Here is a 14,507-nt window from a genome sequence, read left to right on the forward strand (position 1 = left end):
CCATGTATTTTTTCGGCGACTTCGCGATTCCGGGACCTGAGGTCGACACCGATTTTCGGCCCGCGCCGGGCGAACACGCGCTCGTGAACGTCGAGGGCTATCTGGTCCAGGACGCCATCGCGCCGACCAATGCGGCGGGCGTGCACAACCAAGTGTCTGCCATCCAGTCGCTGGGCTGGGACAAGATCATCCTCGGCTTTGCCAACAACCACATCGCGGATCGCGATGACGGGGTCGTCAATTCGGTCGCGATCGCCCAGGCGGCGCCGATGCCGAGTGTCGGGGCAGGTGCCACCCTTGCCGAGGCCACCAGCCCGCTGATCGTCGAGGAGGACGGCATTTCAGTCGCCATCGTGGCCGCCGGCTGGGATCTTATCGGCTGCATCCACGCCACCGAGCGATCGAGCGGTGTCGCACCGATGAAAGCAGCGCCGCTCCTGCGGCAGGTCAGGCAGCTCAAGGCCGCCGGGCACAAGGTCGTGCTGTTCCTTCATTGGGGCTACGAGACCGAGCGTTACCCGCACCCACTGCATCGCCAGATGGCGCATGATTTGGCTGAGGCGGGCGCGGATATCATCGTGGGCTGCCATGCGCATTGCCTGCAGGGGTTCGAGCGGCACGAAGGTGTTCCGATCTTCTACGGGACGGGCAACTTCGCTTTTCAGGAAGGGCACTATTATGGGGGCGCTTTGCGTTTCCCCGCTTACTGTTCGCCAGGCCTGTCGGTGCGTTGGGATGTAAAGAGCGGCGATGTCACGGTTGCCGAGGTGCGCTATTCGGGGGCGGATCACACGCTCGAGATCGGCTCGTTCACGCCGCCCGAAGCCAATGCGAAATTGGCCGAACTGAGCCGTTTTTCCGCGCTCGATGCCAAGAGTTATCTTGCTTTCTTCAGGGCCAACCGAGTCAAGAAGGCCTTGCTGCCCATTTTTAGCGGCAGCGATGAATCGATAGGCTACCGGGCAAAATATGCCTGGGTGAAGGCACGGGGCCTGTTGCTCAGCGCGGCATTCAAGGCCAAAGCACGGCTCAAACGCGCCCGGGCCTAGCGTGCCCGGACGATGAACGAGCGATTCAGTTGATTAGGGACGACCATTGAAACAGATTTTGCAGCATCTCGGCAGCGGTAAGACCGAGCTGGTCGAATGCCCGGCGCCCAAGGCGCGCGGCGGCCAATTGCTCATCGACACCAGCGTATCGCTGATCAGCGCGGGGACCGAGCGGATGCTGGTCGATTTCGGCCGTTCGAGCCTGATCGCCAAGGCGCGCAAACAGCCCGAAAAAGTCGCGCAGGTCCTCGACAAGGTGAAAACCGACGGGCTGCTGACCACGATGGACGCGGTCAAATCGAAGCTCGATCAGCCGATCCCACTCGGATATTGCAATGTCGGCCGCGTGCGCGAGGTCGGGCGCGGCGTTGAAGGCTATGCCGCAGGCGACCGCGTCGTCTCCAACGGCGCCCATGCCGATGTCGTCAGCGTGCCCGAAAATCTTTGTGCCAAGGTGCCCGACGGGGTCAGCGACGATGCCGCGTCGTTCACCGTCCTTGCCTCGATCGGGCTTCAGGGCATCCGGCTTGCGCAGCCGACGCTGGGCGAGAGTTTCGTCGTCACCGGCGCGGGTCTCATCGGAATGCTCACCGTCCAGTTGCTGGTGGCGCATGGCGCGCGCGTCCTCGCCATCGATTTCGACGAATCCAAGCTGGCACTGGCGCGCCAATTCGGCGCCGAAACGTGCAACCCGGCCAAGGGCGAAGACCCGGTTGCCGCAGGCATGGCGTTCAGCCGTGGACGCGGTGTCGACGGCGTGCTGATCACCGCGTCGACCGATAGCAGCGACCCGGTCACGCAGGCCGCGCGCATGTGCCGCAAACGCGGGCGGATCATCCTCGTCGGTGTGACCGGGCTCGAGCTCAATCGCGCCGATTTCTACGAAAAGGAGCTGAGCTTCCAGGTCAGCTGCTCCTACGGACCGGGGCGCTACGATCCGGCCTATGAAGACAAAGGGCAGGATTATCCGGTCGGCTTCGTGCGCTGGACCGAACAGCGCAATTTCGAAGCGGTGCTCGACATGCTGGCGGCGGGACGCATCGACGTCGAAGCGCTGATTTCGCACCGGTTCGATTTTGCCGATGCCACCAAGGCCTATGACCAGCTGGCCGACGACAAGAGCGTGCTCGGCATGCTGCTCGACTATGGCGAGCCGGCCGATGATCGCCACGTTGCCAAGGTCGTGCTTGAAGATCGACCGCTTCCCGCGGCCGGCGAGCCGGTGGTCGGCTTCATCGGCGCCGGCAACTATGCCTCTCGCGTCCTGATTCCCGCCTTCAAGGATGCCGGGGCGGAACTTCGCACCATCGTGTCGGCGGGCGGTACCAGCGGCGTCATCCACGGTCGCAAGAACGACTTTGCCGAAGCCAGTGCTGATAGCTCCGCGCTGCTGGCCGATGCTGACATCAACACGGTGGCGATCGTTACGCGTCACAATACCCACGCGCGGATGACGATCGATGCGCTCGAAGCGGGCAAGCATGTATTCGTCGAGAAGCCGCTCGGCTTGACGATGGAAGATATAGACGCGGTCGAGGCCGCGCATGCCAAGACCGATCGCTTGCTGATGGTCGGCTTCAACCGTCGCTTTTCGCCGCTAACGCAGAAGATGAAGTCGTTGCTCGAAGGCGTGGCGGAACCCAAGGCCTTCATCATGACGATGAATGCGGGCGCGATCCCCGCCGACCATTGGAGCCAGGATCCCGAAGTCGGCGGCGGCCGGATCATCGGCGAGGCCTGTCACCTCATCGACCTGATGCGCTATCTTGCCGGCGCGCCGATCACCGGGGTGCAGGCCAGCGCGATGGGCGGCAGCGCCAACGCGACGCTCGACAAGGCGAGCATCACGCTAAACTTCGCCGACGGCAGCTTCGGCACGGTGCATTACCTCGCCAATGGCGGGTCGAGCTTCCCCAAGGAGCGAATCGAAGCGTTCGCGGGTGGTGGCACGCTGCAGATCGACAATTTCCTCAAGCTGCGCGGCTATAACTGGCCTGGCTTCAAGAAGATGGGCCTGATGCGCCAGGACAAGGGGCAGGGGCCGTGCAGCAAGGCGTTTCTCGATGCGGTTCGCTCGGGCAGTGCATCGCCGATCGCGCCCGAAGAGCTGTTCGAAGTCAGCCGCGCCTCGATCGAAGCGGCCGCATTGCTCAAATAATGGGTTCGCTCGCCACAAAGTTAAGCACCTACCGGGCGCTAGGTCTCGGTAACGTGCTGCGCGTGGCGCGCTATCGGCTCGGGCTCAAAACCGGAGCGCACCCCGTGCTCAAACTTTCGGGCGAGCCCGTCGAAGGGCCGTTTTACAAGGCTGCCGAGCGCAGATTGCCCTTCGCGCCGCGCGAGGAGTGGCGCACGAGCGGTTGGTGGTTTGGCAAGCATGAAGTGCGCTTCGGCGATGGCATTCCGGACTGGCATGCCAATCCGCTGGGCGATGCCAGCGTGCGATCGGATCTCGACTGGCACCAGATCCCCGATTTCAATCCCGACATCGGCGACATCAAGACCGTCTGGGAGGCCTCGCGCTTCGACTGGTTGCTGGCGATGGCAACGCGCGCTGCTGCCGGCGACGATTGCGAGCTCGAGCGGCTCAACGCATGGCTCGAAGACTGGATCTCCAAGAACCCGCCTTACAAGGGTGCAAACTGGAAATGCGGGCAGGAGGCATCGATCAGGGTGATGCACCTATGCCTTGCAGCGGCAATCCTCGATCAGCCAAGGGCGCCCTTGCCGGCGCTGCGCCACCTCGTCGACCTGCACCTCAAGCGCATCGCGCCGACGCTCGATTATGCGCGCGGGCAGGCCAACAACCATGCGACCTCGGAAGCCGCCGCGCTCTATTGCGGCGGACTGCTGCTGGGCGCGGCGGGAGAACGATATCGGAAGCTGGGACACAAGGCGCTTGAGGAAGAAGCGAGGCGGCTGATCCTCGAAGACGGGACGTTTAGCCAATATTCGCTCGTCTATCACCGCGTCATGCTCGACACTTATTGTTTTGCCGAGCTGTGGCGGCGCACATATGACGCGCCCGCTTTCTGCGATGCGGCGTATGAGCGAATTGCCGCAGCGACGCGCTGGCTCGCACAGCTGGTCGATCTGGAAAGCGGCGACGGGCCCAATTTCGGCGCCAATGACGGGGCGCGGCTGTTCGCACTGACCGACGATGGCTATCGGGACTTCCGGCCGACGCTGCAGACCGCAGCGGCGCTTTTCCTTGATCGACGTGCGCTCCAACAGGACGGGCCGTGGGATCGCATGCTGACCCTGTTCGGCGAAGCCCTGCCGGATACGCCGCTCGACATTCCGCCGAGCAAAACGTTCGACGATGGCGGGTTGCATGTCCTGGGCTCGGGGAAGGCAAAAGCCACGCTGCGCTACGCCCGGTTCGATTTTCGCCCGAGCCAGGCCGATCTGATGCATGTGGACCTGTGGGTCGACGGCGAGAATATCCTGCGCGACGATGGCAGTTATGGCTACGCGGCAGATGACGAGATGCTTGGCGGCATCGCTTCGCACAACAGCGTACAGTTCGACGGCAAGGAGCCGATGCCGCGCGTGTCGCGCTTCCTGTGGGGCGACTGGATCGAAGCGGAGACCGCGCCCGTGCTGGAGGCGCGAGGGGTGGCGACTGCGGCGGCCCGCCATACCGATCGACATGGCAATTTCCATGAGCGGCGCGTCACGCTGCATTCCGACCGTTTGATTTGCGAAGACACGCTGCGAGGACCTGCTGAGCAAGCGATTCTGCGCTGGCGGCTCAAGCCGGGGGCATGGACGATGGAGAACGGCACGCTCACACTGGGTAACATCGCGATCGAGGTCGGCGGCGATGAAATTACACAAATCGAACTGGCCGACGGCGTTGAATCACGTTTTTACCTTGATCGAAAGACCATTCCCGTGATGAAGGTCGCGACGAGCATACCAGCCAAAATTCGCAGCGAAATCCGCTTCCAGTAACATGCATATTCTCTACCTCCACCAGCACTTCACCACGCCCAAGGGCATCACCGGCACGCGATCTTACGAGAATGCCAAGGCGCTTGTTGCGCGCGGCCACAAGGTGACGATGGCCTGCGGGTCGATCGGCCATGGTTCGACCGGGCTATCGGGGCCGTTCGAGAAGGGTAAGCGCGAAGGCGATGTCGAAGGCATCCATGTCATCGAATATGATCTTGGTTATTCGAACAATGACAGCTTTTTGAAGCGCAGCTGGACCTTCGTGAAATATGCGCTGGCAACCACGCGGTTGGCGATGCAGCGCCGCTTCGACCTCAATTTCGCGACCACGACACCGCTGACTGCGGGGATTCCCGTGATCCTGGCGCGATTGCTGGCCGGAAAGCGCTACGTTTTCGAGGTGCGCGACCTGTGGCCCGAATTGCCGCGCGCGATGGGCGTGATCAAGAATCCGCTCGTGCTGTGGGCACTGGGCGTGCTCGAGTTCCTGTCCTACCGGCTTGCCGACCGCTGCGTCGCGCTTTCGCCGGGGATCGCCGACGGCATCGCCGAGCGCGGAGTGCCGCGCGACAAAATAGCGGTCATCCCCAATGGCTGCGACCTCGAGCTGTTCGACGTGCCCGCCGCCGATACGCTCCCGGAAGGTCTGGACGAGGCGCGGCTGGTCGCGATCTTTCCTGGCACGCATGGCACAGCGAACGGGCTTGATGCGGTGCTCGACGCAGCGGGCGAACTGAAGAAGCGCGGACGCGACGACATCGCCTTCCTACTGGTCGGCGACGGCCGCGAAAAGCCGCGCCTCCTCGACCGCCGCGGTAGCGAGGGGCTCAACAACGTCACCTTCCTGCCGCCCATGCCCAAGGTCGACCTGGTGCCGATCATCCGCCGCGCCGATATCGGATTGCAGATCCTGTCCGATGTCCCCGCATTTTACTACGGAACGTCGCCAAACAAATTCTTTGACTTCATCGCGGCCGAAAAACCTGTGCTCAACAATTATCCCGGCTGGCTCGCCGGCATGATCGAGGAGCAGGATTGCGGCTTTGCCGTGCCGCCGAACGATCCTGTCGCCTTTGCCGACGCGTTGGAAAAGGCTGCCGACGACATGGCCGCGCTCAAGGCCATGGGCGAGCGGGCAGGCGCGCTGGCCCGCGAGAAATTCAACCGCGGCGATCTCGCCAACCAGTGGGTCGATTGGGTAACCAGGGGCCAATGAAGCGATTGATCGACATTTCGGTGTCCGCGCTGGCGCTGCTCCTGCTCTCGCCGCTGCTACTGCTGGTGGGGGTTGCCAACCTGTTCGTGCACGGCAGCCCGATCTTCTTCCGGCAGGTGCGCCCCGGCAAGGATGCGGTGCCGTTCGAACTGGTGAAATTCCGCACCATGCGCAACGCGACCGGGCCTGATGGCAAGCCATTATCCGATGCCGAACGACTGACCGGATTTGGAAAATTCCTGCGCTCGACCAGCATCGATGAGCTGCCCGGCCTGTGGAACGTCCTCAAGGGCGACATGAGCCTGGTCGGTCCGCGCCCTTTGCTGATGGATTATGTCCCGCTCTACAGCGAAGAACAGGCGCGGCGCATGGACGTGCGTCCTGGCCTGACCGGATGGGCGCAGGTCAACGGCCGCAATGCCTTGAGCTGGGAAGAGAAATTCGCCCATGATGTCTGGTACGTCGACAACCAGTCGATCCTGCTCGATCTCAAGATCATGGTCATGACCGCCTTCAAGGTGCTAGGCCGCAGCGGCATCAGCGCCGAGGGGGATGCAACCATGCCCCGTTTTACCGGGAGCAAGAATGACTGACATCCTCGTCACTTCCGCGGGCCGCCGCGTCGAGCTTGTCGAAGCTTTTGTGGCCGAGGCCGAGCGCATTGGCGGCAAGGTCCATGCGACCGACCTCGAACCCGGCCTGTCGTCTGCCTGCCACGTGGCTGCCAAGGCGCACCAGCTACCGCGCGTGACCGCGCCCGATTATGCCGATCGCCTGCTCGAGCTGTGCAAGTCTGAAGGCATCAGCATGATCGTCCCGACGATCGATCCCGAACTCATGGTCCTGGCCGAGAATCGCGAGCGTTTTGCTGACCATGGCGTGCACGCCATCATTTCGGATGCCGAGATGATCGCCCATTGCCGCGACAAGCGCCGTACCGGCGATTATTTCAACTCGATCGGGCTCGATGCTCCTGCGCTGATGGGCAAGGACGATCTTTCGTTTCCATGCTTTGCCAAGCCTATCGACGGGTCGAGCGGCATCGGTGCGCAGTTGCTTGAAAATGCCGAGCAAGTGACCAGCGACCTGCTCGACGATCCCAAGATGATGTTCATGGAATATGTCGACGGATCGCACCGCGAGTACACCGTGGATGCCTACTATGACCGGAATGGCAAGTTGCGCTGCTGGGTTCCGCGCGAACGCATCGCGATCCGCGCCGGTGAAGTTGCCAAAGGCGTGACCCGTCGCAATTTCGTCTACGACAAGCTGGGCGAAATTCTGCCCAATATCGCGGGCGCACGGGGCTGCCTGACCGTGCAGGTGTTCGGCCGCGAGGAAGACGAGCGCCTGCTCGGCATCGAAATCAATCCGCGCTTCGGCGGCGGATACCCGCTCGCGCATGCGGCGGGCGCCAATTATCCCGCGATGCTGGTGGACGAATATCTGTTGGGCAAGGACGCCCGCGACATTTCCGACTGGGAGGCCAATCTTCTGATGCTGCGCTACGACGCCAAGGTTTTGGTGCACGATCATGGCTGATGTCATCGTCTTCGATCTCGATGATACGCTCTATCCGGAGGCGGACTATGTTCTTTCCGGTGTGCGCGCGGTGGCGAAGGTCATCGCCGACCAGCACGGACATGCCGTGGGCGACGAGCTGCTGGCTGCCGCGCGGGCCGGCGATGACTGGCTGGCGCTGGCGTGCGAGCTTGGCGAACTGCCGCCAAGCGCCAAGGAAAGCCTGCTGTGGACCTACCGCCTCCACGAACCCGACATTGCGCTGACCGAACGCGCCGCGCAGGCGATCGCGACCCTCAAGGAGGAGGGCAGGGCAATGGCGATCATTACCGACGGGCGCTCGGTCACCCAGCGGCTCAAGCTTGCCGCGCTCGGTATCACCGACATCCCCGTCTACATTTCCGAGGAATATGGCGCTGCCAAGCCCGACCCTTCGCGCTTCGAGGTCGTGATGGAGGAATGGCCCGATCGCAGTTACGCCTATATCGGCGACAATCCGGCCAAGGATTTCATTGCGCCCAAGGCGCTCGGCTGGACGACGATCGGCGTGCGGCGGGCCAATTCGCTCTACGCCGATGCCGATGCGCCCGATGACGCGCAGCCCGATCACTGGGTCGGGTCGGTCAACGAGGCGTTGCCGCTGCTCTAGTCCTTGGTGACCGTCACGAAGAAGCCGCCGGCGATCCGGTGGGCCTCGGGGTGGCGGCGCATGATCGCGTCGAACCATTTGACCGGATAGAGCAACAGCGCCGCCAGACCCTTGGCGTAGCGGTAAAGGCCGGGCGTCAGGCTGCTGAGCAGGATCGCCCAGAATTCGACGCTGATGCGATACGCGCCAGTCGCGGGTCCGACCGTGGTCTCGAGTTCGATCTGGTTGAAGCCGCCCTGGCGCGCGAGTTCCTCGATCCCCTGGCTGGTGAAGCGCCAGAAATCGTCGGGGCAGCGATGATCGCCGATAATGAAGGGCAACTGCACATAGGCCACCCCGCCGGGTTTGAGGACGCGGTGGATTTCCTTCATCGCCGTCAGCGGGTGAGCGACATGTTCGAGCACCTCCTGCGTCACTACCAGGTCGACGCTATTGTCCTCGAAGGGAAGGTCGAGAACGCTGCCGACGATGTCGATATTGGGGGCGTCCTCGATCTCGATATTCTTGATACGCGGATGCAGTCGGGTCTGCCCCGCACCGATATTGATCATCGTGCCCTCGGCACCGAAGCGCTCGATCAGAGTGGAAAGCCGATCCTTGACGGTGCGGCTGTCATTGTGATCGGCATAAACTTTCTTGACGAAGGCGTTGGCCACGGGTCGGTCTGCTCGCTTTACTGGCTGGTGGTGCAAAGGCTTTGCGTCGTCGTATGACTGCGACTATCTAGGCCTCACGCAGTGGCCGAGACCGGGCCCAAAATCAAGCAGTTGGAATCGTTATGAGCATGTCGCCGTGGCCATCGTTTGGCGAAGAGGAAATCAGCGCCGTCGCGGACGTGCTGCGTTCGAACAAGGTCAATTACTGGACAGGGCAGGAGGGGCGCGAGTTCGAGAAGGAATTCGCCGCCGCGTTCGACAGCAAGCATGCCATCGCCGTTGCCAACGGCACGGTCGCGCTCGATCTTGCGCTGATCGGGATCGGTATCGGGCCGGGCGATGAAGTGATCGTCACGCCGCGCACCTTCCTTGCGTCGGTCTCCAGCGTGGTGACAGCGGGCGCGACGCCCGTGTTCGCCGATGTTGACCGCAATAGCGGCAACATCGAAGCGCACACCATCGAACCGGTGATCACCGACAAGACAAAGGCGATCATCCCCGTGCATCTTGCCGGCTGGCCCGCGGACATGGATCCGATCATGGCGCTGGCCGACAAGCATGGCCTCAAGGTGATCGAGGACTGCGCGCAGGCACACGGTGCGCGCTACAAGGGCAAATCGGTGGGATCGATCGGCCATGTCGGTGCCTGGTCTTTCTGTCAGGACAAGATCATGACAACCGGCGGCGAAGGCGGCATGGTGACCACTGATGACGAAGAAATGTGGTCGCGCATGTGGTCGTACAAGGATCACGGCAAAAGCTGGGACGCGGTCTATAATCGCGAGCATGCGCCGGGCTTCCGCTGGCTGCACGAAAGCTTCGGCACCAACTGGCGGATGACCGAACTGCAGTCGGTGATCGGGCGCAAGCAGGTGGCGATGATGCCCGCTTGGCACCAGCGCCGCACCGACATCGCATCAGCCTATCAGGCAGCGTGGGGCGCGATCGAGGGTCTCCGCCTGCCGCGTCCGGCCCCCGATAACGGCACGCGCCATGCCTGGTACAAGTTCTACGGCTATGTCGAGCCGGAGAAGCTGGCGGCGGGATGGGATCGCGACCGGATCATTGCGGAAATCGTCGATGCCGGCGTGCCGTGTTTCCAGGGTAGCTGCTCGGAGGTCTATAACGAAAAGGCCTTCGACGGGACGGGTCTGCGCCCCGAAGCGCCGCTGCCAGTTGCTAAGGAACTGGGCGAGACCAGCATCATGTGGCTATGCCACCCCACGCTCACCGACGAAGAGGTCGAGAAGGTCGCCACCGTCAGCGCCGACGTCCTGCGCCGCGCCTTCGCCTAGCTGCCGTTAGGCGTATATTCGGGAACGAGCCGGTGGAGCAGGGCGCGCAGGCCCGTATCGTCGTCGTCGGCAATCCGGTCGCAGATTTCCTGCATGAGCTGCTCCAACTCTTCCCACGCCAACTGATCTTCATGGCCTTTGACGATGCGCGGGTGCTGAGTCGGTTTGGGATCGTTGCCGATAAGAAGCTCTTCGTAGAGCTTTTCGCCGGGACGCAGGCCGACCTCGACGATTTCGATGTCGCCGTCGGGATTATTGTCGTCGCGCACTTCCAGCCCCGATAGTTCGATCATCGCGCGCGCCAAGTCGCTGATCTTCACCGGCTCACCCATGTCGAGCAGGTAGACTTCACCGCCCTCGGCCATGGCGCCGGCCTGGATGACCAACTGGGCAGCCTCTGGGATGGTCATGAAGAAGCGCGTCATCTCCATATGCGTGACGGTGACGGGGCCGCCCTTTTCGATCTGGCTGCGAAATTTGGGGACGACCGAGCCAGACGATCCCAACACATTGCCGAAGCGCACCGCCGAATAGCGGGTCGCCGCGCCCGACGCTGCACGCGCCTGAACGATCAGCTCGCAGACGCGCTTGGACGCGCCCATCACGCTGGTAGGACGCACCGCCTTGTCGGTCGACACCAGGATGAAGGTGCTCGTACCCACTTTTTCTGCTTCCAATGCAGCATTGAGCGTGCCGATGACATTATTGCGAACGCCGGCGGTGACATTGGCCTCCACCAGCGGGACGTGCTTGTAGGCGGCGGCGTGAAATACCGTGTCGGGCTTGCTGCTGGCGAAAAGGCGCGCGCAATCGACGATATCGGCGACGTTCGCTAGCTCCGCCGTGATGGGAAGCGTAAACTCGTGCTCTTCCGCCATCGAGCGCAGTTCGGCGTCGATGGCATAGAGATGATATTCGGACTGGTCGGCGAGGATGAGCTCGCTGGGTGCGAGCGTAATGATTTGCCGTGCGAGCTCGCTACCGATCGAGCCTCCCGCTCCGGTCACCAACACACGTTTGCCGGTGATGTTGGCGCTGATCAGCTCGGGATCAGGATCGACCGGGTCACGGCCCAGCAGGTCACCGATTTCGATGCGTCGCATATCGCTGACGCTGACCTTGTCGAATGCAACATCCGCCATTGACGGCAGGACACGGACGTGGACCGGCGTGCCTGCCTTTCGCAACCGCTCGAGAAGGTTGCGGCGTACCGCGCGCTGCCCGCGACCGGCGTGCGCGAGGAAGAGTTCGTCGACCCCGCCATCCTTGAGCACATCGTCGAGCGCCCCGTCAGGCCAGACGGGGATGCCTTCGATCAAGCTGTTGGAGTGAAGGCCACTGGGATCGACGATACCGACCAAGTGCAGCCCGGGCTCGCGATTGATCGCCAGCGCCATCTGTTCCATCGGCGCGCCTTCGCCATAAACGAGCACGCGCTTGCGGCGACCACTGCCGTCCCAATGTTCGATGACCGGCTGCAACGCAGCTGCTGCCGTCACGCGAATGGTCGCGATGAAGCAGAAGAAAAGAATGGGGTGTAGCACCGAGATCGTGCGCGGCACGTCTTCGGGGCGGGTCGTCGCCAGGATCACGATCAGCACCACCATCATCACGAGGCACGCCTTGCCAAGAATGAAGATGCTGTTGCGACCGGTATAGCGCGTGGTCGAACGGTAAGGCCGCACGATCAGCGCGGCGAAAAGCCAGCTGCCAAGCGCGAGCACGCACAAGATGATGAAGGGGTCGAGCGCGACCTGCGCCACGCCTAGCCGGATCGAAAATGCCGCCCAGGCCGCGATAATGCAGGCGACGACATCGACCATCATCACCAGCGATCGCCTGACGCCGCGCGGAAGCGCGATCAGTCGATGCAGCATGGGGTCGGTCAGTCGGCGCAATCGCGACATGATCAGGTCAGCTTGGGGTCAAGTGAAAGGCGCGCGCCGATCACTTGTCGCCATAATTGTAGCGATAACCATAGTTCGAGCCGTAGCCCGCGCTTTCGGCATCGAGCTTGGTCAGCACCGCACCGACGATCGATGCGCGCACGGTAGCGAGGCGCTGGATCGCAAGGCGGGCCTGCGCGGCGACCGTGCGGCCATATTCGACCACGAATACGGTGCCTTCGACGGCGCGGCTCAGCAGCGGCGCATCGGCCAGGCCCAGGACCGGCGGGCCGTCGACGATGATATGGTCATAATGCTTCACGGCTTCGGCTACGATCTGCTTCATGCCCGGGCCCGACAGCAATTCTGCCGGGTTGGGCGGGATTGACCCGGCCAGTACCGCCGACAGGTTGGCGAAGCCGGTTTCGAACACCGCTTCCTGGAGCTGCATGCGATTGACGAGGATGTCCGACAGACCCTTGCCCAGCGGACGACCGAGCGTCGTGTGCAGCGATGGACGGCGCATATCGGCGTCGATGATCAACACCTTGGCACCGACCGCGGCAAGATCGCGCGCGAGACTGAAGGCGGTGGTCGACTTGCCTTCGCCTTCCTGGCTGGACGTCACGAGCATCGAGCGCGGCGTACCGTGTGCGGTCGAAAACTGGATGGCGGTCAGCGTCGAGAAATAGCTTTCCGTCAGCGCCGTATTGTTGCGATCGATCCCTTCTTCGTCCTTGGACTCGATCAGCTTGGGCGTGGTGCCCAAAAGCGGCGTGCCGAGCTTGCGCTGGAAGTCCGAAGGCAGGATCACGCTGTCGGCAATCTGCTCTAGCGCGAAGACCGCAGCACCCGAGATCGCGAAGCCAAGAATCAAGCCGAGCGCAAGGTTGAGCGGGATATTGGGGCTCGACGGTTCTTCAGGCACCAGCGCGGGATCGACGATCGCTACATTGTTGGTGCCAACGCCGCCGGCGACACCGATCTCCTTGAAGCGCTGCAGCAGCGCTTCGTAGAGCTGGCGGTTGGTGTCGACATCGCGCTGGATGATGTTGAAGGCAATGGCGCGCTGCTGCGTATCGAGCACATCGCCCTTCAGTGCATTGACGCGCGCCTGGATGCGCTGTTCGGCCGCGAGGGCCTTGCGATAGGCGTCGCGCGATTCCTGCCCGAGCGAGGAGGCGACACGCGCGACCTCGCGTTCGATTTCGCGATCGAGCGCGGCAACCTGCTGCTCGAGCGCCACAAGGGCGGGATATTCCGGGCCGAAATCGCTGCGCATCTGCGCAAGCTCACCAGCACGCTCACCGCGTTCGCGGCGCAGTGCGGTGACGGTGTCGTTGATGAGGGCAGAGGCTGCGGCGCGGCCGCCGCGATCTTCCGCCAGTGCGGCTTCGGCACGTTCGCGCTGGGCGCGGGCGACCGCCAGTTCCTGGCTCAACTGCGCGAGATCGGCGGTTGCCAAGGTGTTGGCGGGCGTGATGGCGCCGCTCTCATTGTCGGTGATCTTGATGAGGCCCTGACGCTGCGCATAGGCGGCCGCCTGGCGCTCGGATTCCTCAAGCTTGGCGCGGGTCGTGACGAGCCGTTCTTCAAGGAAGTCACGTGCATAGCTGGTAGCTTCAAAGCGGCGCGCCAGGTTGGTCTGGATAAAGTTCTCTGCGAGCGAATCCGCGACATCGCGCGCCACCGTTGGGTCGTTGAAGGTGAACTTCACATCGACGATGCTCGATTGGCGAACCGGTGCGATCGTGGTGCCGCCCATGACGACTTCCGAGGCGAGGCGCACGCGCTGGTTACGCGGCAGTTCCATCGCGTCGGCACCGTTCATGTCCGATGCGTCGAGAAATTCCTCATTCTCGGCGAGACGAAGGTCACGCACGACCGCTTCGGCGAGCGTGCGGCTCTCGAGCAGTTCATATTGCGTCTGGTAGAATTCGCGGTCGGCCAGCTCTGCTTCCTGCTCGACCGAATCCATGTTGAGGACCTTGTCGGCCTCGCGGCGGATCTCGATGCGCGTTTCAGCGGTATATTGCGGCTCCACCAGCAAGCTGACGACCAAGGCTGCAAGCAGGCAGGCCCCGGTAATGCCGATAATGACCCAGCGGCGGCGGCGAACGATACGAAGCAGGCTGGAAAGCGGGGATTCGCTCTCCTGATCGTTCATCATCGTGGCTTCGTTGATGACGTCACGTTCGATGCCGTGCGCGGGCAGGTTCCGGCCGTCGCCGTCGCCGCCATAATTTGTGGTCAGTTCGTTCAACGCAATAATCCCATT

11 protein-coding genes are annotated in these 14,507 nt (G+C 62.8%); 8 read left to right on the forward strand and 3 right to left on the reverse strand.

Annotation, left to right across the window (positions count from 1 at the left end):
* The first annotated feature begins 2 nt into the window (after window positions 1-2).
* From NUX07_RS05580 to NUX07_RS05610, 7 genes are read left to right on the forward strand one after another with little or no spacing between them, the layout of a single operon-like run.
* Window positions 3-1,049 carry a CapA family protein gene (locus NUX07_RS05580; protein WP_265529484.1) on the forward strand — a complete coding sequence of 349 codons (1,047 nt, stop codon included), beginning with the start codon at window positions 3-5 and terminating at the stop codon, window positions 1,047-1,049.
* 46 nt (window positions 1,050-1,095) lie between these two features.
* Window positions 1,096-3,207 carry a bi-domain-containing oxidoreductase gene (locus NUX07_RS05585; protein ID WP_265529486.1) on the forward strand — a complete coding sequence of 704 codons (2,112 nt, stop codon included), beginning with the start codon at window positions 1,096-1,098 and terminating at the stop codon, window positions 3,205-3,207.
* Window positions 3,207-5,006, forward strand: coding sequence for a heparinase II/III domain-containing protein (locus NUX07_RS05590; protein ID WP_265529488.1), 1,800 nt, complete (start codon window positions 3,207-3,209; stop codon window positions 5,004-5,006). Before NUX07_RS05585 ends, NUX07_RS05590 begins: the two co-directional genes overlap by 1 nt.
* Before the next feature lies 1 nt (window position 5,007).
* The gene (locus tag NUX07_RS05595; RefSeq protein WP_265529490.1) at window positions 5,008-6,222 is read left to right on the forward strand and encodes a glycosyltransferase family 4 protein; all 1,215 of its coding nucleotides are present in this window, start codon (window positions 5,008-5,010) and stop codon (window positions 6,220-6,222) included.
* Window positions 6,219-6,815, forward strand: a complete 597-nt coding sequence (locus NUX07_RS05600) for a sugar transferase (RefSeq protein ID WP_265529492.1) — start codon at window positions 6,219-6,221, stop codon at window positions 6,813-6,815. Before NUX07_RS05595 ends, NUX07_RS05600 begins: the two co-directional genes overlap by 4 nt.
* Window positions 6,808-7,764: an ATP-grasp domain-containing protein gene (locus tag NUX07_RS05605; protein WP_265529493.1), complete on the forward strand. Its 957-nt coding sequence runs from the start codon at window positions 6,808-6,810 to the stop codon at window positions 7,762-7,764. The genes NUX07_RS05600 and NUX07_RS05605 overlap by 8 nt, the downstream gene beginning before the upstream one ends.
* Window positions 7,757-8,392, forward strand: coding sequence for an HAD family hydrolase (locus tag NUX07_RS05610; RefSeq protein ID WP_265529495.1), 636 nt, complete (start codon window positions 7,757-7,759; stop codon window positions 8,390-8,392). The genes NUX07_RS05605 and NUX07_RS05610 overlap by 8 nt, the downstream gene beginning before the upstream one ends.
* Here NUX07_RS05610 and NUX07_RS05615 read toward each other — a convergent pair.
* Window positions 8,389-9,048 (reverse strand): class I SAM-dependent methyltransferase, encoded by a 660-nt coding sequence (locus NUX07_RS05615; RefSeq protein ID WP_265529496.1) that lies wholly within the window; start codon window positions 9,046-9,048, stop codon window positions 8,389-8,391. The two genes, NUX07_RS05610 and NUX07_RS05615, sit on opposite strands and share 4 nt — an antisense overlap.
* 122 nt (window positions 9,049-9,170) lie before the next feature.
* Here NUX07_RS05615 and NUX07_RS05620 point away from each other — a divergent pair, with 122 nt between their 5' ends.
* Window positions 9,171-10,343 carry a DegT/DnrJ/EryC1/StrS family aminotransferase gene (locus NUX07_RS05620; RefSeq protein WP_265529498.1) on the forward strand — a complete coding sequence of 391 codons (1,173 nt, stop codon included), beginning with the start codon at window positions 9,171-9,173 and terminating at the stop codon, window positions 10,341-10,343.
* Here the strand turns inward: NUX07_RS05620 and NUX07_RS05625 are convergent.
* Both NUX07_RS05625 and NUX07_RS05630 read right to left on the reverse strand, forming a co-directional pair.
* Window positions 10,340-12,250, reverse strand: coding sequence for a polysaccharide biosynthesis protein (locus NUX07_RS05625; protein ID WP_265529500.1), 1,911 nt, complete (start codon window positions 12,248-12,250; stop codon window positions 10,340-10,342). The genes NUX07_RS05620 and NUX07_RS05625 overlap by 4 nt on opposite strands.
* A 40-nt stretch (window positions 12,251-12,290) precedes the next feature.
* Entirely contained in the window at window positions 12,291-14,492 is a 2,202-nt protein-coding gene (locus NUX07_RS05630) for a GumC family protein (RefSeq protein ID WP_265529502.1), read from the reverse strand.
* Between the last annotated feature and the right edge of the window lie 15 nt (window positions 14,493-14,507).

It is taken from the genome of Sphingomicrobium marinum, assembly GCF_026157105.1.
Taxonomy (GTDB): domain Bacteria; phylum Pseudomonadota; class Alphaproteobacteria; order Sphingomonadales; family Sphingomonadaceae; genus Sphingomicrobium; species Sphingomicrobium marinum.

What these genes read in the sequence shown, in the direction of transcription:
- NUX07_RS05580 (WP_265529484.1), top strand. Translation starts at nt 3, where the DNA reads ATGTATTTTTTCGGCGACTTCGCGATTCCGGGACCTGAGGTCGACACC.
- NUX07_RS05605 (WP_265529493.1), top strand. Translation starts at nt 6,808, where the DNA reads ATGACTGACATCCTCGTCACTTCCGCGGGCCGCCGCGTCGAGCTTGTC.
- NUX07_RS05600 (WP_265529492.1), top strand. Translation starts at nt 6,219, where the DNA reads ATGAAGCGATTGATCGACATTTCGGTGTCCGCGCTGGCGCTGCTCCTG.
- NUX07_RS05610 (WP_265529495.1), top strand. Translation starts at nt 7,757, where the DNA reads ATGGCTGATGTCATCGTCTTCGATCTCGATGATACGCTCTATCCGGAG.
- NUX07_RS05620 (WP_265529498.1), top strand. Translation starts at nt 9,171, where the DNA reads ATGAGCATGTCGCCGTGGCCATCGTTTGGCGAAGAGGAAATCAGCGCC.
- NUX07_RS05590 (WP_265529488.1), top strand. Translation starts at nt 3,207, where the DNA reads ATGGGTTCGCTCGCCACAAAGTTAAGCACCTACCGGGCGCTAGGTCTC.
- NUX07_RS05595 (WP_265529490.1), top strand. Translation starts at nt 5,008, where the DNA reads ATGCATATTCTCTACCTCCACCAGCACTTCACCACGCCCAAGGGCATC.
- NUX07_RS05625 (WP_265529500.1), bottom strand. Translation starts at nt 12,250, where the DNA reads ATGTCGCGATTGCGCCGACTGACCGACCCCATGCTGCATCGACTGATC.